22 protein-coding genes and 3 pseudogenes are annotated in these 19,159 nt (G+C 43.5%); 6 read left to right on the top strand and 19 right to left on the bottom strand.

The genetic code is table 11. The features are described 5' to 3' along the window. Positions 1–41: 41 nt before the first annotated feature. From isiD to IM515_RS07820, 3 genes are all read left to right on the top strand, one after another. Positions 42–254, top strand: coding sequence for a protein IsiD (isiD, locus tag IM515_RS07830; RefSeq protein WP_002732311.1), 213 nt, complete (start codon positions 42–44; stop codon positions 252–254). Between the two features lie 164 nt (positions 255–418). Then, complete coding sequence (locus tag IM515_RS07825) at positions 419–1,417, top strand: adenosine kinase (RefSeq protein ID WP_271956290.1); 999 nt, start codon at positions 419–421, stop codon at positions 1,415–1,417. Between the two features lie 770 nt (positions 1,418–2,187). Next, positions 2,188–2,352: a hypothetical protein gene (locus IM515_RS07820; protein ID WP_287627872.1), complete on the top strand. Its 165-nt coding sequence runs from the start codon at positions 2,188–2,190 to the stop codon at positions 2,350–2,352. Here IM515_RS07820 and IM515_RS07815 read toward each other — a convergent pair. The 12 genes and pseudogenes from IM515_RS07815 to IM515_RS07760 all read right to left on the bottom strand — a co-directional run bounded on the left by IM515_RS07815 (position 2,349) and on the right by IM515_RS07760 (position 10,513). Beyond that, the gene (locus IM515_RS07815) at positions 2,349–3,356 is read right to left on the bottom strand and encodes a PDDEXK family nuclease (protein ID WP_287627871.1); all 1,008 of its coding nucleotides are present in this window, start codon (positions 3,354–3,356) and stop codon (positions 2,349–2,351) included. The genes IM515_RS07820 and IM515_RS07815 overlap by 4 nt on opposite strands. A 449-nt stretch (positions 3,357–3,805) precedes the next feature. Continuing rightward, a pseudogene (locus tag IM515_RS07810) lies at positions 3,806–4,202 on the bottom strand (DUF5615 family PIN-like protein). Further along, positions 4,199–4,573 carry a DUF433 domain-containing protein gene (locus IM515_RS07805; protein WP_287627870.1) on the bottom strand — a complete coding sequence of 125 codons (375 nt, stop codon included), beginning with the start codon at positions 4,571–4,573 and terminating at the stop codon, positions 4,199–4,201. Before IM515_RS07805 ends, IM515_RS07810 begins: the two are co-directional and overlap by 4 nt. A gap of 405 nt (positions 4,574–4,978) precedes the next feature. After that, a pseudogene (locus tag IM515_RS07800) lies at positions 4,979–5,242 on the bottom strand (hypothetical protein); the annotation flags it as partial. Positions 5,243–5,471: 229 nt separating this feature from the next. Then, positions 5,472–6,389 carry a hypothetical protein gene (locus IM515_RS07795; RefSeq protein ID WP_287627869.1) on the bottom strand — a complete coding sequence of 306 codons (918 nt, stop codon included), beginning with the start codon at positions 6,387–6,389 and terminating at the stop codon, positions 5,472–5,474. Between the two features lie 389 nt (positions 6,390–6,778). Beyond that, positions 6,779–7,006, bottom strand: a complete 228-nt coding sequence (locus IM515_RS07790) for a hypothetical protein (RefSeq protein WP_016516182.1) — start codon at positions 7,004–7,006, stop codon at positions 6,779–6,781. Between the two features lie 2 nt (positions 7,007–7,008). After that, positions 7,009–7,482 (bottom strand): type II toxin-antitoxin system VapC family toxin, encoded by a 474-nt coding sequence (locus IM515_RS07785; RefSeq protein ID WP_287627868.1) that lies wholly within the window; start codon positions 7,480–7,482, stop codon positions 7,009–7,011. A gap of 143 nt (positions 7,483–7,625) precedes the next feature. Continuing rightward, positions 7,626–7,868: a DUF433 domain-containing protein gene (locus IM515_RS07780; RefSeq protein ID WP_287627867.1), complete on the bottom strand. Its 243-nt coding sequence runs from the start codon at positions 7,866–7,868 to the stop codon at positions 7,626–7,628. A gap of 931 nt (positions 7,869–8,799) precedes the next feature. Further along, positions 8,800–9,073, bottom strand: a pseudogene (locus IM515_RS07775) (ParE family toxin-like protein). Next, positions 9,070–9,297, bottom strand: a complete 228-nt coding sequence (locus tag IM515_RS07770; protein WP_002758339.1) for a hypothetical protein — start codon at positions 9,295–9,297, stop codon at positions 9,070–9,072. Before IM515_RS07770 ends, IM515_RS07775 begins: the two are co-directional and overlap by 4 nt. Positions 9,298–9,746: 449 nt before the next feature. Next, complete coding sequence (locus IM515_RS07765; protein ID WP_287627864.1) at positions 9,747–10,142, bottom strand: ACP S-malonyltransferase; 396 nt, start codon at positions 10,140–10,142, stop codon at positions 9,747–9,749. Then, entirely contained in the window at positions 10,139–10,513 is a 375-nt protein-coding gene (locus tag IM515_RS07760) for a DUF433 domain-containing protein (RefSeq protein WP_287627863.1), read from the bottom strand. The genes IM515_RS07765 and IM515_RS07760 overlap by 4 nt, the downstream gene beginning before the upstream one ends. Positions 10,514–10,774: 261 nt before the next feature. Here IM515_RS07760 and IM515_RS07755 point away from each other — a divergent pair, with 261 nt between their 5' ends. After that, positions 10,775–10,930, top strand: a complete 156-nt coding sequence (locus IM515_RS07755) for a hypothetical protein (protein WP_287627895.1) — start codon at positions 10,775–10,777, stop codon at positions 10,928–10,930. A gap of 89 nt (positions 10,931–11,019) precedes the next feature. Here the strand turns inward: IM515_RS07755 and IM515_RS07750 are convergent, their stop codons facing one another. From IM515_RS07750 to IM515_RS07730, 5 genes are all read right to left on the bottom strand, one after another. Further along, a complete protein-coding gene (locus IM515_RS07750; protein WP_125732621.1) occupies positions 11,020–11,484 on the bottom strand; it encodes a DUF29 domain-containing protein in 465 nt (154 codons plus the stop codon). Between the two features lie 16 nt (positions 11,485–11,500). Next, positions 11,501–11,959: a DUF29 domain-containing protein gene (locus IM515_RS07745; RefSeq protein WP_287627862.1), complete on the bottom strand. Its 459-nt coding sequence runs from the start codon at positions 11,957–11,959 to the stop codon at positions 11,501–11,503. A 16-nt stretch (positions 11,960–11,975) separates the two neighbouring features. Then, positions 11,976–12,434: a DUF29 domain-containing protein gene (locus IM515_RS07740; protein ID WP_287627860.1), complete on the bottom strand. Its 459-nt coding sequence runs from the start codon at positions 12,432–12,434 to the stop codon at positions 11,976–11,978. A 43-nt stretch (positions 12,435–12,477) separates the two neighbouring features. Next, a complete protein-coding gene (gene msrP, locus IM515_RS07735; protein ID WP_287627858.1) occupies positions 12,478–13,461 on the bottom strand; it encodes a protein-methionine-sulfoxide reductase catalytic subunit MsrP in 984 nt (327 codons plus the stop codon). An 86-nt stretch (positions 13,462–13,547) separates the two neighbouring features. Beyond that, entirely contained in the window at positions 13,548–14,933 is a 1,386-nt protein-coding gene (locus IM515_RS07730; RefSeq protein WP_287627857.1) for a cytochrome P450, read from the bottom strand. A gap of 263 nt (positions 14,934–15,196) precedes the next feature. On the opposite strand from IM515_RS07730, the gene IM515_RS07725 reads away from it, so the two are divergent. Then, the gene (locus IM515_RS07725; protein ID WP_002768687.1) at positions 15,197–15,952 is read left to right on the top strand and encodes a TVP38/TMEM64 family protein; all 756 of its coding nucleotides are present in this window, start codon (positions 15,197–15,199) and stop codon (positions 15,950–15,952) included. 257 nt (positions 15,953–16,209) lie between these two features. Next, positions 16,210–17,757, top strand: coding sequence for a mercuric reductase (locus IM515_RS07720; protein WP_287627856.1), 1,548 nt, complete (start codon positions 16,210–16,212; stop codon positions 17,755–17,757). A gap of 163 nt (positions 17,758–17,920) precedes the next feature. Here the strand turns inward: IM515_RS07720 and IM515_RS07715 are convergent, their stop codons facing one another. Further along, entirely contained in the window at positions 17,921–18,319 is a 399-nt protein-coding gene (locus tag IM515_RS07715) for a type II toxin-antitoxin system VapC family toxin (protein WP_081106832.1), read from the bottom strand. A 5-nt stretch (positions 18,320–18,324) separates the two neighbouring features. Further along, on the bottom strand, positions 18,325–18,612 hold the full coding sequence (locus IM515_RS07710) for a hypothetical protein (RefSeq protein ID WP_149988566.1): 288 nt from the start codon (positions 18,610–18,612) through the stop codon (positions 18,325–18,327). Positions 18,613–19,159 lie beyond the last annotated feature (547 nt).

Below are 19,159 nucleotides of genomic sequence, written 5' to 3'. Positions count from 1 at the left end.
GTTAGGCTAGAAATAGAACAAAGGTCGAGAGAGGTGCAGAAATGACAGTTATAAGCTTCACTGATCAAGATATTGCCAAATATACCGCCGCTGATATTGCTTCTTTAGCCGAACGACTAGAAAAAGATGAGTATAGCAACCCCTTCGAGGCTTTGCGGGATTGGCATCTGTTGCGAGCGATCGCTTTTCAAAGGCAGGAATTAGCCGAACCTTATCTTTATCTGTTGGATCTAGAAGCCTACGATGAGGCTTAAAGTGGCTTAGTTAAACAAAACTTAACAAAAATTACTGGGGGTGTGAGACTAGCACACCCATTATTTTTGATTATCGTATTCTCTGGCTGAAAACAGCCCCTAGCTTTTTGCTCCTTATTTCCCTACTATCAATAACAAAGTATTTTTAGGCGATCGACTAAATTATGGGCAAACAATACAACGTTTATGGGATCGGTAACGCGCTCGTCGATATGGAATTTCAAGTCTCTCCTGAATTACTGCAAGAATTGGGCATCGATAAAGGAGTGATGACGCTGGTGGACGAAAATCGTCAAACCCAGTTGATGGAAAAATTGGCTTTTGATTGTAAACGCAGCGGTGGCGGATCGGCGGCGAATACCCTAGTAGCGATCGCTCAGTTGGGGGGTAGAGGTTTCTATTCCTGTAAAGTGGGTAATGACGAATTAGGTAAGTTTTATCTGCAAGATCTGCGGGCCTGTGGTTTGCATACCAATGAACACGGCGGCGAAAAAGAGGTGGGAATCACGGGAAAATGTCTAGTTTTCGTCACTCCCGATGCCGATCGCACCATGAATACTTTTCTCGGCATCACCGGGGAAATTTCCGAACGGGAATTAGTCCCTTCAGCGATCGCTAATGCCGATTATCTCTATCTCGAAGGTTATCTCGTCACCTCTCCCACTGCCAAAGCTGCCGCTATTAAAGGGCGAGAAATTGCTCAGGCTGCTGGAGTCAAAACCGCTTTATCCCTGTCGGATCCCAATATGGCGATCTTCTTCCGGGAGGGATTACTGGAAATGATCGGAACGGGGTTAGATTTCGTTTTCGCTAATGAGTCGGAAGCTTTGACTATTTCCAGCAGCGACGAAATCGAGTCAGCGATCGCCTATTTTAAAACCATTGCCAAAGGATTCGCTATCACCCGGGGTGCTAGTGGTTCTTTGATCTATGATGGCGAAAATCTCCTGGAAATTGACCCCCATCCCGTACAGGCGATCGATACCGTCGGTGCGGGGGATATGTATGCAGGTGCGTTTCTCTACGGTATTACCCACGGTATGGGTTACAAAGGAGCGGGAAATCTCGCTTCTCTAGCGGCTGCCCGGGTGGTTTCTACTTTTGGGGCGCGTTTACAAACCGAGGAAATTCAATCCCTGCGCGATTCGATCGTTTTGGGATAGGTTTTGTCGGTGATCAGCTTTCAGTCAGTAGTCAGGTTTTTTCTCCCTGCTCCCTGCTCATAGTCTTAACGAGTAATTTAGATAGTCAGACTAAATCCTGTTTAAAAGGTATATGCGTTCCCCAAAAATCGATCAGTGGAGCAGTGGGAGCCACATTAGGGAACGCACCCTACAAGATCGGCGTACTGCTACGCAGTGCCTTCGGCATCGCACTGAGCCGCATAACGACCCCGTTCACCCGCCGCTAACAACCTCTCGAACTTCAACAAAAAACTCTGTAGGGTCGGCGTGCAACGGGATTGTTAGACCGTATCTCTCAGATCGCTTATGATCAATGTATTCTCGTAGGTTCAGGAGTTTAAACCATGCCTTTCGCTGAGTTAATTTCTTTAGTCAACAATCTAAGTCAGGCAGACAAATTATCACTCTTCAAACTCCTAGCTGCACAAATCCCAGACGCTGAACTACAAGTCATCTTTTCTGCATCAGAGTATCCGGTTTGGTCACCCTACGACGCAACGGAGGCTGCAAACATTCTGATGCAGATGATTCAGGATGACCAAGAGGCATCTACTCATGCCTAATACAATCGAGTTTCCCTTTTCTGACGATGAAGCATTGCCCACGATTCCCATCACTGTCATTGGCTTGACCCTGTGGCAACTTTTGCCCTCTATTTTAACCTAAACATCGGGAATCTTCGCTAACATTCCCCAACTAGGCCCACAAGAGCGGCATCGCACTTAAACCCACAGCTTTAATCAATGGACATGGTGCGTTCCCCAAAATCGATCGCTGGAGCAGTAGGACTTGCATTAGGGAACGCACCCTACAAGAGCGGCGATCGCACTGAAGAAATAAAGCCGCATAACGATAAAGCTCACCGGCGGCAATGGAGCGTAGCGGAATTGCCGTCCGGTGCAGCGCCTTGTTAGCTTGTTTCTTCAATTCCAAACCCGATCTTCTTGGCTTGGTTGATAAATTTCTCAATATTACCTTTACCCCACTGATTTGAGATTGCATATTTTGTAGCGTCCGGAAATTCAATGAGTTCATTCTCTCCCAAAAAATGACGATATATTCCTTGCCTGCTGTAAATTTCTTCGGCTTCATTAACAGGAACAAATATTCCACCGCTCCTTATTTCTTGCGGGAACGCAACTAATAGCTCAGAAATGTTTTTAGGATTGTTTTCTTTTATCCAGCATTTAATGACAGATAGTACAAGCTTTCTTTTATTGTAAGCATTACCTCTGAATTGGTAGTGTGTATAATCTTTCGATGATTTTCTGGCTTCCCTTCTTTCTTCTGACTGTTGCTTAATTTTTACTTGGTAACTCTCTGCCTCGGGCAAAGGTATAATCTGTTGAACATCAATAAGTATTTTATCCAGATATTTGTAAGGCGTGAAGCGAACGCAGCGAATATCAATATTCCGCTCGTTGAGCCACATCACTGATGTTGTTAATTCTTTGGAAAAATCAGATGAGACCAAAACAATACGCACATCCAATGCAAAATCGTCCTCTTGTGGTTCTTCCCAGCCCAAAAATTCCAGAAGACTATTTTCGGCATTGGACTCACTGCCTATCGAATTTAAATATTTTTGATATATTTCAACTGCACGACTAAAGGTAAGCGTCGATACCATAGCTGCATAACGTAGAGCCTGAAGCTCCATATGTTCACCTGTCTCTGAGCGCTTTAGCTCGATGACGACAAGATTTGCCTCTTTGTCTATTGCAAGAAGATCAATTCGTCGTTGACTGCCTGACCATTCTGCAAATTCCTCGGATATAACAAGACAGTTTGGTGAAACAACGTCAATTTGTCGCTTTAGTGCTGACTGTAAGTGCTGACGTTCCAATATACCTTCACTATTGAAAGTAGTGGAATTAACTTTCTGCAATTCATTGTCAGTGAGACTGTAAATCGCCATGTAACGCAAATCTCCTTTTCAAGCTAACTAGAGATTATACAGAAACTTTCCGTATAACACTCTTGAAAGTAACAATATGTGGAAACTTTCGGTATATCACCCCATTTAGGCGCAATCGCCAGAAGTTTTCCCTATATCACGCCCAAAAGCGCGTTAGCCAGATTAGCATATTGCCAAAAACCTTGTTTAACTAAATTCCTGACAATTAGGCTCATTCTAGCGATGATTCCTCTGTCTGACCGCACCCCTTGACAACAATTTACAATTATTCGACCTTTAGGGATTGCTATCAGGGGATAGTTGTTTTTTGTTACAGCAGTGGGGAGAAGGGAGCGGGTTTTTCAAGTGGGATTGGCAGTTAATCATACTATTAAAAACCGATTCAGTATAATGAACCCGTTATGCCGTGTCCCTACAGATAGAATTCAACGGCTCTAGCATTCGGCGCGTCACGGAATAAAAATGCGTCTTGCGCCTTGATAATCTTCAATATCAACCACAATATCAACCAAACGATTAACGCAACGATTGCGATAATCTGGCTGTTGCAAGTAGTCGCTCAATATTACCGATTGTCACGACGGGTAATGATATGGGGGTATTTTCCTCCCGCATCACTTGCTCCAGGGAATCTTTACCTTTCATGCTTCGGTTAGCGGTGATCAGGATCATCTGATTGGCTTGGGCATACCGCCAAACAATCCGATCATCGCTCGTGACAGCTAACCCAACTTCTTCAAACAGAATAAAACGAATCGAGATCAAGTCAAGCCAACCACTCGCAGCAAGGCCTCCGGCGAGGACAACAGAATGCCCTCGTAAGTTATGATCAACTAGAAAATTCATGCCCGTGATGCCAACTTGGCTTTTTCCGCTTGAAGTTTGGCTCGAATGGCTTCTGTGCCAGGTTTTGGCGGCTTAGCAGCAATACGGGCAACTCGCTCACGATTTTGCTCTTCATAATATTGTCGGAGTTCTTCAGCTTCTTTGAGAACTTGCTGGTACTCAGCTTCCACATCCGCACGATGAGCCTCAATATAAGCCAGGGCAGCGTTAATTTGCTCTTCCGTCAGATCAAATAATCCCTGAATGAACTTAGGTGGATATTGAGCAGTCACATAATCCATCACATCGTAGAGGGTGATGCGGGTTCCTGAGATCGTTAATCCTCGCTCTGTACGAATGATAGCGGTTTGTTCATTTGATGCGAGCGTCATAGCCAAAGCCCCCTAAGAGCTGCGTTCACTAACTCGTATTTTATCAAAAATATAAAGTTGCCGCAGAAAAATGCCTGAAAGACATCCCCCACATATCCATTCTCCGTCATCAGATAAACCGTCACCCATATTATCTTTATATCACGTCCAAAAGCGTGTTAGCCAGATTAGCCCACACCGCACTTAAACCCACAGCTGCAATCAATGAGCATGGTGCGTTCCCCAAAATCGATCAGTGGAGCAGTGGGAGCCACATTAGGGAACGCACCCTACAAGATCGTCGGCGATTGCGATCGCACTTAAACCCACAGTTTCAATCAATGGGCGTGGTGCGTTCCCCAAAATCGATCGCTGGAGCAGTGGGAGCCACATTAGGGAACGCACCCTACAAGATCGGCGTACTAATCTCTTTGTACGTCCACCAAATCGGCGAACATAGCGAGAACCGACTCGAACAATCCAGATTTGAGCATCTGGGTGACGGGCTTCGAGTCTATTGCAAGCAGATATTTCACGCGCATCAATTTCAAAGTCGCCAGTTTCAAGGTCAATTGCGACAATTTTGCCCTGATTACCCAATTCGACCTGTGGACGTATTTGCGTTTGATAAATGAGATCGCCTCGTTGGGCAAATTCTTCTTTGCTATAGCGGGGTTGTCGAACTGTCATTGGCTTGACCCTGTGGCAACTTTTGCCCTCTATTTTAACCTAAACATCGGGAATCTTCGCTAACATTCCCCAACTAGGCCCACCAGAGCGGCATCGCACTTAAACCCACAGCTTCAATCCATGGGCATGGTGCGTTCCCCAAAATCGATCGCTGGAGCAGTAGGACTTGCATTAGGGAACGCACCCTACAAGATCGGCGATCGCAATTGTTAGTCCGCATTTGATGTGCTTAGCCGACATCAGGCTGAACCCTTTGTATTTCGATCGCTTTGCCGTCACGAAGCTCATAATGCACTTCAAAATCATGAATCTCTGGGACAGGCCTTTTGTCCGTATGTATATGTGAAAATTTACCAAAAAGGATAATGATATTATTTTCGGTTATTCTTTTATTGAACTCACTTGACTTAAATCGCACTACCTTCTCTCCTTTGGGATCAATTGAAGTCATGCCCAACGGAATGCCAGTGATTATATTATTATTGGATTCTTTTACAATGGATTCAAATTGAAAAGGTACATCATTTATGCAATCAATCACCACTTGGTAGCGATTTCCTTCAACTGCTAAATGTGGTTTTATTCGTAACTCGTTTTTTCTTTTATGTTCGTCAACCGCCTGGATTACTCCACGTATCGCCAACGACATATTTTTTATGAAAGCGGATCTGATTTTACTCTTTTCAATATCTTCGACCCCTGACCTAACACCCCGATCAACCTTTGGAGCCAGAGAGTATTGAAGAGGCCTGCTGCCCCTTATATCAAACGGTAGGTGATTAATGTTTTGATCTGGGATGTGAAATGTGTTCACGACGCAGATAATTCGAGTTCGTCTCATCCCCGTGGCAAGCGCATATCCTAGTTCGAATAAGACGTTTGGATTGGGACATACTCGAGAACCAGTTTCATGGCTAGTTATGGGTGTAATGTCAGCAACAAAAATATCGCATTTTTCGATCTTATCTAGTATAGTCGATGTTATTTCTGGCCATCCAGCAACCTGATTTGTATCGTGATCCACTCTGAGCGGTGTAGTAATGTCCTCGCTGTTATTGATGTTCTTGGCACTTTTCCTTAATGCATCTCCAATAAATGCTCGTGTCTCAGGTAAGTCAGATTGCCATGAATAGAATATATTAATCATTTACATTGTTGTATTTTCTAACTACATATTATAGGTCAACTTTCCGTATAAAACTCTCCAGAGTAACGATATGGGTCAACCTTTTGTATATCACTTCATTTAGGCGTGATCGCCAGAACTTTTCCCTATATCACCCCCAAAAGCTTGTTAGCCAGATTAGCATCTTGCCAAAAACCTTGTTTAACTAAATTCCTGACAATTTAGGCTCATTCTAGCGATGATTCCTCTGTCTGACCGCACCCCTTGACAGAAATTTACAATTATTCGACCTTTAGCGATCGCTATCGGGGGATAGTTGTTTTTTGTTACAGCAGTGGGGAGAAGGGAGCGGGTTTTTCAAGTGGGATTGGGGGTTAATCATACTATTAAAAACCGATTCAGTATAACGGCTAAGTTGAGCGGCGGCTAATATCCTTTGCACCACTATCAATATCTCTCGCTCGTCCACTCCAACGTGTGGTTAGACCGTGTTTTCGAGATAAGGTAACAACTTCTCTGCCACTTTCAGCTTGTTGCTTTTGCAAATCAGCAAAGATGGCTTTCAAGTCATGATTGAATGACCGAGAGTACTCTTCACGAATTTTGTGGATCTCTTCCACAATCTCATCCTGAAACATAATCAACCTCCGAGAAGTTCATAGGGTGTACAAAGAATTGGCAACTCGTATCCAAAATCAAGGCTGATCTCTGCCAACTTTCCCTGAATTTGAGCATTGGCGATGTGCTTGCAATTCCAGGTGAGCAGGTAATCCATGCCGTGAACGGTTGCGGCGGCGATATGAACAGCATCAATATCAGCTTTTGCGGGAAGGTTGCTGCGTTCCAAAAATTGCTCTGCTAAATCTAGCACAGCTTGGTTCAAGTCGAGTAAAGATAGATGAGCAAGGATTTCTAGTCGTTGAGATGCGATCACCACATCACCTTGTGAGGTTTCTTTCACGACCGCTTGGGATGAGTAAAGTTGAAAATCACCGCGACGTGTATCCCACCACTCCTTCGTCACCTCAATATTTGCGGCCACAACAATATCTCTGCTGGGTCGAGCAGTAAGATAGCCTAAGATACTGGTTTCAATATAGACGGTTTCGCTCACGGCAATCTAGAAAATCTATCCAATGCCTATCCTACCGCATTTAATCTTGGTTCTGAGGGTGTTGGGTAACAGTCGTCAACCCAACCTTGTCCGTGAAATATTCTTGTCAGCATAAAGTTGCCGCAGAAAGCGGTAGTCCCTGATCAAGCAACAGTTTCATAGCGATTAGGAAGTTCAATGATGCGATCGTCCAAGTAGGAAGAGGCAAAAATTAGGGCTTGTCGAATATCTTCATCCTCCAGTTCCGGAAACTCTTGATCTAATTCTGCTCGATCGGGATAAGTTGCCAGTAGCTCAATCACTCGACGAACCGTAAGGCGAAGATTACGAATGCAGGGTTGCCCATTCATACGGTTTGGATGGCTCGTAATACGATCTAGTTTCATTAGAGTAATTCTATTGCTTCATGATCATTTTAACCTTTAGCGGGGGTAAGCAATGCCTGAAAGACATCCCCTACATATCCATTCTTTGTCATCAGATAAACCGTCACCCATACTATCTTTATATCACGCCCAAAAGCGTGTTAGTCAGATTAGCCCACACCGCACTTAAACCCACAGCTTCAATCAATGGGCATGGTGCGTTCCCCAAAATCGATCGCTGGAGCAGTGGGACTTGCATTAGGGAACGCACCCTACAAGATACGCGATCGCACTACCGTACAGTCATCGATTATAACAACTCACGAATTCCCTAAAGACCCAGCCCCAAGTTCTGTAGACACCTTTGTAATAACCACCTACTAAAACCCAAGGACGACCTTGCCGGTCATAAGCTGTCTTATGTATGTAGACTTCTCTACCATTACGCAAGGCATTAACTACTTGTCCATTTGGTCTGTCACGAACGTTAAGAGGAGTACCAGTAGGGTCTGTTACTTGACAAACTCTTTCTGCTTTTACTGGTTGACTGATCACCATCCAAGCCAAAAGAGATAATGGAACCATCATAAAACTATTACTTCGCATATCTCTATTCCTAACGTGATTCTCCATTTTTTCAGAGAAAGATAGACTCTCTCTCACCAACCGAGAAATCCTTTGTCGAACGGAAACTTTCCGTACAACACTCTCTGGGGTAACGATATGGGTCAACCTTCTGTATATCACTCCATTTAGGCGCGATTGCAAGAACTTTTCCCTATATCAACTCCAAAAGCCTGTTAGCCAGATTAGCTTACTGCAAACAATCTCCTTTAAGGAAAATTATCACAAAAGCTTTGCGTGATTATAGCAAAGATTCTTAGATATGACTGCACTTTATCACAAAATTTCACTATTATTTCGGGTGCGGTGATTTGTTATGTTTCTTGGTTCACAACTTCTTTAACAATTTGTCATACTCTGCGTGAGAGCCTATCCAAAACCAAACAATTACATTCTTACTCTTGATTCTTCCCTTGCGCTCTCCAACCTATACCGACTCTGATTGACCAGATCTGGTCTTCTTGATTGACCTCCTTAAATTCTAAGCTTGGATGGCTTGGGTTATCTTTCCATAACTTGTAATTTTTTCTGGCTGTTCTTTTCACTCTGTCTGGTAGCTGTTGAAATAAGCCGACGAAATCTGGATTTAGTTCCGACTTCATAGCTCATCAAATCCCATTTCTTCAGTCTGTCCGTTTTCTGAATCCGCAATAGCTTTCTGAGCAAGTTCTTTGAGAATTAAGCTGTCTTGGGGTTTAGATAATGTTTCTTGCCATTTGATTTCATTTTCGATGTCTTCAATAAACTGCTCTGCCAGTTCGTCTTGAATTGCTTCTGGTAGTTCTTGAGCTTTTTGTACAGCTTTACTTAGAAGTGTTGATAACATTTCTTCTCTTCTCTTGAAAACATAACTACATATTATAGGTCAACTTTCTGTATAAAACTCTCTGGGGTAACGATATGGGTCAACCTTCTGTATATCACTCCATTTAGGCGCAATCGCTGGAACTTTTCCCCTATATCACCCCCAAAAGCGTCTTAGCCAGATTAGCATCTTGCCAAAAACCTTGTTTAACTAAATTCCTGACAATTAGGCTCATTCTAGCGATGATTCTTCGATCTGACCGCACCCCTTGACAAAAATTTATAATTATTCGACCTTTTGCGATCGCTATCGGGGGATAGTTGTTTTTTGTTACAGCAGTGGGGGAGAAGAGAGCGGGTTTTTCAAGTTGGATTGGCAGTTAATCATGCTATTAAAAACCGATTCAGTATAAAGACCCCGTTATGCCGTGTCCCTACAGATAGACTTCAACGGCCCTAGCATTCGCCGCGTCACGGAATGAATATTCGCCTTGCGCCTCGATAGGTATCAATATCAAGCACAATTTCAACAAGACTTTCAACACACCGACCTCGATATTCCGAATCATTCAAAAGCCGCTCAGCATTGCCAACAGTGATCACAGGCAATGATTCTGAGGTATTTTCTTCACGCAGGACCTGCTCTAGGGAATCTTTCCCTTCCATACTGCGATTAGCGGTAAGCAAAATCATCTGATTCTCTTGAGCAAGTCGCCAAACCGTCCTGTCATCACTGTTGATCGACAAATCCATCTCTGCAAAGGTGACGAACTGCATCGGGACGATATCAAGCCAGCCCTGAGTTGCGATCGCACCAAAGAAAACCAAGGCATGACCTTTGAGATTGTGATCAATCAAAAAAATCATACTTTCGACTCACGCTTTGCCTTAGCCACTCGAAGCTTTTCCCAAGCAGCCTCGGAGCCTGGCTTAGGTGGTTGCGCAGCAATACGGGCAACTCGCTCACGATTTTGTTCTTCGTAATACTGTCGCAGTTCTTCAGCTTCTTTGAGAACTTGCTGGTACTCAGCCTCTACATCCGCACGATGAGCCTCAATATAAGCCAGGGCAGCGTTAATTTGCTCTTCCGTCAGATCAAATAATCCCTGAATGAACTTAGGTGGATATTGAGCAGTCACATAATCCATTACATCGTAGAGGGTGATGCGGGTTCCTGCGATCGTCAGTCCCCGCTCTGTACGAATGATAGCGGTTTTTCCATTAGATGCGAGCGTCATAGCTATAGTCTCAGTCTTTCACCATCTCATTCCATATTACCGCATGAAAAAGCAAGGTGAGCAAACGCCCACCCTGACTACTAATTCGCAAGCTCTTTAATCCTCAACCCAGACTTTCAAAATGTATTTCAGCCTCGTTCCTGCATCTAGCCAGTAGTGAACTCCAATATCTGGCAATTCAGTATCATTTGTGTGAGCATCACCAGGCCCCGTACTACAAGATCGGCGATCAAATTTAGACCACAGATTCAATCAATGGGCATGGTGCGTTCCCCAAAATCGATCGCTGGAGCAGTGGGAGCCACATTAGGGAACGCACCCTACAAGATCGGCGATCTGCTATGCAGTGCCTTCGGCATCGCACTGACAATTAGGCTCATTCTAGCGATGATTCTTCGATCTGACCGCACCCCTTAACAGAAACTTACAGTTATTCGACCTTTTGCGATCGCTATCGGGAGATAGTTGTTTTTTGTTAGAGCAGTATGGAGCAGTCTAACTGATGGCTATATTTCCAGATTATCGCCCGCAGGAAACCAATCTTCATCGAGAATTTGTTCAAGGGAACCAATGGGAATAACGGGGAAAGTATCGAGGGGTAATTGAGAGCGGTCACTGGCATTTTTTCGGGCTGAAAGATAACATTCATCAAAAATTTCCAAAAGATAAGGTTTCAGACTAGGACTATCTTTAAGTTCATCTAATATATCGAGACGAAAAGTTCTAATCTCTCCCTTCCAGTGACCTTCGTTTCTCTCTCTTTCTGCCGCCCAATATTTGAGCTTAAGTAAATGTTCTAATAATCGGGTTAACAGACTTTTAATTGTGCGCTTTTCACTCCTTCCCATACTTGCTAACTCCTCTAGTAAATTCTCTAAATCTACCCGCTCAAACTGTCTGGCTTGCAGTTGATTAATAGTAGTTCTAATCCAGAGATAAAAGTCTTGTTCGTACAGGGTTTTATTATCCATAATTTACCTCTATATATTACTCGTGGTTATTAGTGGGAAACCAATCTTGATCGAGAATTTGTTCAAGGGAACCAATGGGAATAGGGGGGAAAGTATCAAGAGGTAATTGAGTTCTAACTTGAGCCTCTTTTCTAGCAAATTGATAGCATTCCTCAAAGATTTCCAGAATATAGGGTTTCAAACTAGGGCTATCTTTAATTTCTTCGATTATTTGTCGGCGAAAGTTGATAATTTCCCCTTTCCAGTGACCCTCATTTCTAGATTTTTCTCCTGTCCAGTAAGTTAGTTTCAGCAAATGTACCAGTAATTGAATCAAAAGATTTTCGATTTTGCGCTTTTCACTCCTTCCCATACTTGCTAATTCCTCCAGTAAATTCTCTAAATCTACCCGCTCAAACTGTCTCGCTTGCAGTTGATTAATAGTAGTTCTAATCCAGAGATAAAAGTCTTGTTCGTACAGGGTTTTATTGTCCATAATTGACCTCTAGATATTACTCATGGTTATTAGTGGGAAACCAATCTTCATCGAGAATTTGTTCAAGGGAACCAAGGAGAATAGCGGGGAAAGTATCTAGGGGTAATTGAGAGCGATCGCTGGCATTTTTTCGGGCTGAAAGATAACATTCATCGAAAATTTCCAAAAGATAGGGTTTCAGACTAGGACTATCTTTAAGTTCATCTAATATATCGAGACGAAAAGTTCTAATCTCTCCCTTCCAGTGACCTTCGTTTCTCTCTCTTTCTGATTCCCAATATTTGAGTTTAAGTAAATGTTCTAATAATCGGGTTAATAGACTTTTAATTATGCGCTTTTCACTCCTTCCCATACTTGCTAATTCCTCCAGTAAATTCTCTAAATCTACCCGCTCAAACTGTCTGGCTTGCAGTTGATTAATAGTAGTTCTAATCCAGAGATAAAAGTCTTGTTCGTACAGAGTTTTATTGTCCATAAATACTCACTTAAACCAAATAAAATGGGGATAATCATAGAAATTAACTATATAAACTAGCCACATATTCACCGTAGCCATTATAGGGCAGAGTTTCGATAATTTCCCAAGATAAATCACTTCTACTGCCGATAAATTTCTCCGTTGCTTGCGACCAACGGGGATGGGGTTTACTGGGGTTTACATTAGCCTCAAAATCGTATTCATGAGCGTCAATTGTGTTCCAGTAGGTGGCTGGTTGTTTGGCTGTAAATTCAATTTTCACTATCGATTTTGCCCCTTTAAAACCGTATTTCCAAGGAATAACCATTCGCAAGGGTGCGCCGTGTTGTTTGGGTAAATCATGCCCGAAAATTCCCACGGCAAAGAAAGCTAATTCATTGGCCATTTCTTCAATTCTTAAACCTTCTGTATAGGGCCAAGGTAAGGCTCCTAAATGTAATCCTGGCCCTTTGGTAATTTCGGGATCATAAAAGGAGGTAAAACGGACGAATTTTGCTTCGGGTTTTGGTTCCACTGCCGCAACTAAAGCACTCATGGGAAAACCCAACCAAGGTAAGACCATTGACCAAGCTTCCACACAACGAAAACGATAGATTCTTTCTTCGAGAGGAAAGGTTTTTTTAATAGTATCTATATCGTAGGTTTGGGGATTTTTTACCAATCCTCCCACTTCTACCCTCCAGGGATTCGTCGGTAATTTCTGCGCTTTTAACCAGATATTTTTCCCCCCTCCGAACTCATAAAAATTGTTATATTTCCCGGCTACAGTTTCGGCAACTATGGGGCGATTTACCGTTAAAAACTGCGGATTCTTGCTGAACCCTTCAATTTTAGGTAATTGCAAACTTTTTTCTAAAGCTTCCGAGGAGGAGGATTTACCACAAGCAGTTAATAATAGGGAACTACCCGCAATTCCTGTCCCGATTAACCCCTGTAAAAAGCGACGACGGTTAAAATAAACACTTTCGGAAGTAACTTCATTTTCGGAAATTTGCCAAGATTTAGCTAAACGAATCAAGACCATAATTATCCCCCAATTTTATTGACAAAAAAGCAGAGTTATGATATGGGATACCACAACTCTGATTGTACAATATTTTGTCAGTTTTTTTAAGAAATTTCGGCGAGCATGGGGGCAGTCACCAGAGGTTCCCGTCGTCCTTTTAAGACCATGGGAACTCCTCGTGAGGGAGCAAGGGTGACACCGCGGCGACTGGGTTTTTCAGGGGTATTATTAGCTAGAGTTAACTGATAATTGGCCAAAATTGTGGCGATAGCGATTTTCATCTCGTAGATAGCTAAAACTTCCCCGATACAACGACGCGCTCCACCACCAAAAGGCATATATTCGTAGGGGGTGAATTGTTTTTCTAAAAAGCGTTCTGGTTTAAAAGTATGGGAATCGGGGAAAGTTTGCTCGCGGTGGTGAGCTAGATAAATACAACCCATAATAATTGTCCCTTTTTCTAAAGGATAACCATCTAGTTCTACCGGTTCTTCCACTGCTCGCGGAAAAGTTAACATTGCCACGGGATGAATGCGTAAAGTTTCCGAACAAACTGCCGCAAGATAGGGTAATCGAGTTATATCAATGGGGTTAGGATTATCTCCTAAAGTGGCTATTTCTTGGAGAATTTTTGCTTTAATTTCTGGGTAGCGATGGGTCCAGTAGAGCGCCCAGGACATAGCGGTGGCCGTGGTTTCATGACCTGCGAATAATAAGGTCATTAATTCATCGCGCAATTCCTTATCGCTCATCGGGTTGCCTTCTTCATCCCGGGCTGACATCAGTAGTGATAAAATATCGTTGCGATTGGGGTTAGGATTAGCTTTTCTTTCGGCAATTTCTGTATAGATAATATCATCAATTTTTTCTTGGGAACGCTGGTATTTTCCCCAGGGACTCCAAGCACCCAAATCAGCACGCAAAATTGGGAAAAATAGCAAAGAAGCCATCACCGGAGAGTTAAAAATATCGAGCATTTCAGCCAGAATTTTTTTCAGGGTTTGATAACGTTCCCCTTGACTAATTCCAAAAACTGCCTCCATAATTACTTGTAAAGCAATCGCTGTGGTCGCTGAACGGGCCTTAAAAGGTTGATTTTGGGGCAATTCTGCCATCACTCTTAGGGTAATATCGCGGATTAAATCGCCGTAGAAACGCATTCTCTCCCCGTGAAAAGGTGGCAATAAAAGCTGACGGCGTTTTTTGTGGATGTCTCCGTCTAACATGACGACGGAATAATCACCAATAATCGGGGCAATAATCCGATTGGCTTCCCCTGGTGCCGAAAATTTTTTACGGTCATTAGTTAAAACCTGTTGTAGGGCCGCAGGACTACTGACAAAGATAAAATTATCTACAGTTAAACCCACTTTTGTGCTAAAAATATCGCCATGCTTGCGGGCGGCATTTTCCATAAAAGCTACAGGATTAATGATCCATTGTGCCATTTGCAGGAAGGTGGGGGCTTTGACCTTGGGGATGATTTTCATAGATTAATTGCTATATCCAATGCTAATTATTTCTAATTGTGACATTTTTTTCCCAGAGACGGCAAGGTGTAATATCAAGTAAACAGCAAAAATTACCGGGCTGTTGCTCGTCCTATCTTCTCCCAGAGAGGGGGATTTTCTGGGAATTTTCAGGATTGGCTTTCTGGTCTAAACAATGATAACTACGGTAGAATAGCCCCTAGTTCTATTTAATTCGCTTTTATAGTTTAATCTCTCTTTTATTCTCTTTTTAGGGACTTGTGATGATTATTTCCCAGTCCAGCAACTGGAAAAAGCTGGTTATTTGCCGTTATTTGCCGCTGCTAATCGCCTTTAGCGGCACTTTTCTCCTGACTACTCCCCCCGCTTTTGCCCTCGAATCCAGTGCCTCCACCGGTTTTAATCCTCAAACTATTCTTTTCAATGCCTTAACTTGGGTGGATAGTTTGGGGTCTGTGGGAGCGATCGCGTTTATAATTATCTATATTCTAGCTACTGTGGCCTTTTTTCCCGGTTCAATCCTGACTTTAGGGGCTGGTGTGGTTTTTGGCCTGGTTTTAGGCTCTTTTTACGTCTTTATCGGGGCAACTATCGGCTCCGCTGCCGCTTTTCTGGTGGGACGTTATTTGGCTAGGGGTTGGGTGGCGGAAAAAATTCAAGGTAATAATAAATTTCAAGCTATCGATGAAGCTGTGGGGAAAGAAGGCCTAAAAATAGTGCTTTTAACCCGGTTATCTCCCATATTTCCTTTTAATCTGCTCAATTATGCCTATGGTGTCACCGGGGTTTCCCTGAAAGACTATCTACTAGGTTCCGCAGGCATGATTCCGGGGACGATAATGTATGTCTATATTGGCTCTTTAGCGGGCAGTCTTGCCACTATCGGCACCTCAACACCAGCCACTAACCCAGCTTTACAATGGACTATTCGCCTGAGCGGTTTTATCGCTACCGTTGCTCTCACCCTCTACGTCACAAAAATTGCCCGTCAGGCCCTGGCATCAGTTATCAGTGAATAGTAATCATTTATCAGTCAGGGGTTGGGGAAGTGGGGGAATGGGGAAGTGGGGTGTGACCCCCCCAACCCCCCCGACATCGGGGGGGCAGGGGGGGTGTGGGGTGTGGGGTGTGGGAAGTGGGGAAATTGAACTAAAACCCCAAAACCCCAAAACCCCAAAACCTAAAACCTAAAACCTATCTCCCGACTCCTGACTCCTATCTCCTGACTCCCCAAAACGAAAACTTCGTATCTCACCATTAAGATAACTACTTTATTATGTTTCAAAATAGCTCCAGTGAAGTTAATATTCTCCCCATGGACGAACATAATCAAAAATTAGTTAATCATGTTCATCCTGCCGATTGGGTCAATCCACAACCCCAAGATTGTTATGATTTAGTCGTCATTGGTGCGGGTACTGCGGGTTTAGTCGTAGCGGCGGGAGCGGCGGGTTTAGATATAGGTTTAAAAGTGGCTTTAGTGGAAAAACACCTCATGGGGGGAGATTGCCTCAATTTCGGTTGTGTTCCTTCCAAATGTCTGATTCGTTCCTCTAGAATTATCGGGGAAATTGAGAAAGCCAAAAAATTAGGAATTAATATTGGGGATACTAGGGTAGATTTTGCCAGAGTCATGACCAGAATGCGGCAAATTCGCGCCGATATTAGCCATAATGATTCGGTGCAACGTTTCCAAAAACTAGGTATCGATGTCTTCTTGGGTAGCGCTCGTTTTTTAGGACAAAATGCTGTGGAAGTGACGGGAAAAACCCTCGATTATAAAAAAGCTGTCATTGCCACTGGTGCTGGGGCCTTTCATCCCGATATCCCCGGACTAAAAGAGGCGGGATTTTATACCAATGAAACAATTTTTTCCCTAACAGAATTGCCTCCCCGATTAGCTGTTATCGGTGGCGGGCCGATTGGTTGTGAATTAGCCCAAGCTTTTCAAAGGTTAGGCGCACAGGTGATTTTATTTCATAATCATTCCCATCTTTTGAATAAAGAAGACCGAGAAGCGGCCGAAATTATTGAGAATACTTTGCTGCGGGAAGGAATGCAATTGATTCTCTCCTGCCAAATTGAACGGGTGACAACAAATGAGCGGGGTAAAACCATTGAATATACAAGCAACGGTCAAGGAGCAACTATCACCGTTGACGAGATTTTAGTCGCTGCCGGCCGGGAGCCGAATCTGTCAGGATTAAATTTAGAAGCGGTGGCCGTGGAATACGATACTCGTCGGGGAGTTAAAGTCAATGATTATCTGCAAACTACTAACCCGAAAATTTATGCGGCCGGTGATATCTGTATGGATTGGAAATTTACCCATGCCGCCGATGCAGCCGCCCGTATTGTGATTAAAAATACCCTTTTTTCTCCCTTCGGTTTCGGACGCGATAAGCTCAGTAATTTAGTTATGCCTTGGGTCACTTATACCGACCCAGAAATCGCCCGGGTGGGTATGGATGAAACCCAAGCACAGACCCGGGGATTGGTCACTAATACTATTAAAATTCCTTTGAGTATAGTCGATCGAGCTATCACTGATGGCGAAACAGCAGGTTTTCTAAAAATTATTCACAAACAAGGTTCCGACCAAATTTTAGGAGCCACTATCGTCGCCGCTCACGCCGGTGAGATGATTTCCGAAATTACCACCGCTATGGTTGCCAAAATCGGATTGAGTAAACTCTCTACTGTTATTCATCCCTATCCCACCCAAGCGGAAGCGATTAAAAAGGCCGCCGATGCCTATCGTCGAACTCTCTTGACTCCTAATAGTCAAAAACTCTTGGAATTGTTGACTAAATTATCCCGTTAAAATCAATGATTGCCACTGGAGAACTGCGGCAGAACTTTGAACAATTCTGGCGGGAAGCAGCCGCGCAGTTGGGAAACGCCCAATCCCTCACCGAACGGGGGTCGGGGAAATGGCAGGAGTACCAGTTGGAGAAATACCAACCCCTGACGCAGCTCTGCCCTTTTTAGAATACAAGTAAACGGTGAAAACCTTCTTGCTCAAAATGGCGATCGGTGGTTAATGCTTCATTAATATTGAACTGACGCATCAATAAAAAGCTAACTGCATCACATAAGGAATAAGTCTTATCTTGCCGTGCCATCAATAGTTTGACCGCAGCACGATGTAAAGGCTCATCTATCCAAACTGTCTCGATATCTGGATTTTCTAGCAAATCGGTGATAAATTCTAGGGTAGCTAAACGCGGGTAATGGCGAACTTGAGCTAGAGCAACTAACTCTGCTAAAACGTAACTGTGGGTGATGCTTTTACCTGCACTATCTAACAATTGGACAGCTTCTTCATGTCCTGGTTGATCACGATAGACATAGCAAAGTAACCCAGAAGTATCGAGGAGTATCACCGATTTCATGTCTCCTCATGAGTATCTCCATACTCTCTTCCTAAGTCAGCATCAATGCTTTCATTATCTGCTCCTGTCGGATAGCCGCTAATTGAGCCAGCGTGCGCTCGAAAGCGTTGACGTGCTGCTTCTTTTTCGGCTTCCGTGCGTTGGTCTTTAGCTTTTGTTAAGCGATACTGTCGCTCAAGGGAAGTTGTTACTAATTCTGACAGGTCGATCCCTAATATTTTAGCTTGCTGTTGCAAGGCGGCATAAACTTCATCGCTCAATTCTAGGGTTAAGACTTGACTCATTTGGCTGTACCTTCGTTGTGGCTATTGATTAGATTAATTTCTTTTTTAACTCTTTGACCATTATAACCTCGGACTCTTCACAGTAGCACTGTAGGGTGGGTTAGCGACAGCGTAACCCACCGCATATTAAAAAATTGATGGTGCGTTACAGGCGCGTTTTCGCACCCTACGGCGATGGCGTACTGCTACGCAGTGCCTTCGGCATCGCACTGTCGGTTGGTAATTTCAATATAAGCAGCATCGTGGCGCACTTGATTCGTCCAGCCTGCTTTCAACACCCATGCGGAAAAGGAAGCTTTATTACGGGCGCTGTTACAAATTACGGCTTTTTCAGCCTTGTCGGGAAGACAGGGCTGGGAATTTTTTTCAGCAGGCGAACTTAAAGCAGGTTATACTTTGCACGGCGACAACTTGCATTTTTTACTCAAGGACAATAATATAGTTTAAGAGTCATAATTAGAAGCAAAGCACTCATTAAAAACATGATTAACCTAGAATTCACGGAAGAAGAAAAGAACTCACTGTATTATGAAAGATTTCATCATCC

Source organism: Microcystis sp. M44BS1 (assembly GCF_020244875.1).
Lineage (GTDB): Bacteria > Cyanobacteriota > Cyanobacteriia > Cyanobacteriales > Microcystaceae > Microcystis > Microcystis panniformis.
This window is presented reverse-complemented; position numbering and strand designations above follow the sequence as displayed.

Bases quoted from the DNA above. Each gene is read 5' to 3' on its own strand.
- isiD (WP_002732311.1), top strand. From the start codon at position 42: ATGACAGTTATAAGCTTCACTGATCAAGATATTGCCAAATATACCGCC.
- IM515_RS07825 (WP_271956290.1), top strand. From the start codon at position 419: ATGGGCAAACAATACAACGTTTATGGGATCGGTAACGCGCTCGTCGAT.
- IM515_RS07820 (WP_287627872.1), top strand. From the start codon at position 2,188: ATGGTGCGTTCCCCAAAATCGATCGCTGGAGCAGTAGGACTTGCATTA.
- IM515_RS07815 (WP_287627871.1), bottom strand. From the start codon at position 3,356: ATGGCGATTTACAGTCTCACTGACAATGAATTGCAGAAAGTTAATTCC.
- IM515_RS07805 (WP_287627870.1), bottom strand. From the start codon at position 4,573: ATGACGCTCGCATCAAATGAACAAACCGCTATCATTCGTACAGAGCGA.
- IM515_RS07795 (WP_287627869.1), bottom strand. From the start codon at position 6,389: ATGATTAATATATTCTATTCATGGCAATCTGACTTACCTGAGACACGA.
- IM515_RS07790 (WP_016516182.1), bottom strand. From the start codon at position 7,006: ATGTTTCAGGATGAGATTGTGGAAGAGATCCACAAAATTCGTGAAGAG.
- IM515_RS07780 (WP_287627867.1), bottom strand. From the start codon at position 7,868: ATGAAACTAGATCGTATTACGAGCCATCCAAACCGTATGAATGGGCAA.
- IM515_RS07770 (WP_002758339.1), bottom strand. From the start codon at position 9,297: ATGTTATCAACACTTCTAAGTAAAGCTGTACAAAAAGCTCAAGAACTA.
- IM515_RS07765 (WP_287627864.1), bottom strand. From the start codon at position 10,142: ATGATTTTTTTGATTGATCACAATCTCAAAGGTCATGCCTTGGTTTTC.
- IM515_RS07760 (WP_287627863.1), bottom strand. From the start codon at position 10,513: ATGACGCTCGCATCTAATGGAAAAACCGCTATCATTCGTACAGAGCGG.
- IM515_RS07755 (WP_287627895.1), top strand. From the start codon at position 10,775: ATGGTGCGTTCCCCAAAATCGATCGCTGGAGCAGTGGGAGCCACATTA.
- IM515_RS07750 (WP_125732621.1), bottom strand. From the start codon at position 11,484: ATGGATAATAAAACCCTGTACGAACAAGACTTTTATCTCTGGATTAGA.
- IM515_RS07745 (WP_287627862.1), bottom strand. From the start codon at position 11,959: ATGGACAATAAAACCCTGTACGAACAAGACTTTTATCTCTGGATTAGA.
- IM515_RS07740 (WP_287627860.1), bottom strand. From the start codon at position 12,434: ATGGACAATAAAACTCTGTACGAACAAGACTTTTATCTCTGGATTAGA.
- msrP (WP_287627858.1), bottom strand. From the start codon at position 13,461: ATGGTCTTGATTCGTTTAGCTAAATCTTGGCAAATTTCCGAAAATGAA.
- IM515_RS07730 (WP_287627857.1), bottom strand. From the start codon at position 14,933: ATGAAAATCATCCCCAAGGTCAAAGCCCCCACCTTCCTGCAAATGGCA.
- IM515_RS07725 (WP_002768687.1), top strand. From the start codon at position 15,197: ATGATTATTTCCCAGTCCAGCAACTGGAAAAAGCTGGTTATTTGCCGT.
- IM515_RS07720 (WP_287627856.1), top strand. From the start codon at position 16,210: ATGTTTCAAAATAGCTCCAGTGAAGTTAATATTCTCCCCATGGACGAA.
- IM515_RS07710 (WP_149988566.1), bottom strand. From the start codon at position 18,612: ATGAGTCAAGTCTTAACCCTAGAATTGAGCGATGAAGTTTATGCCGCC.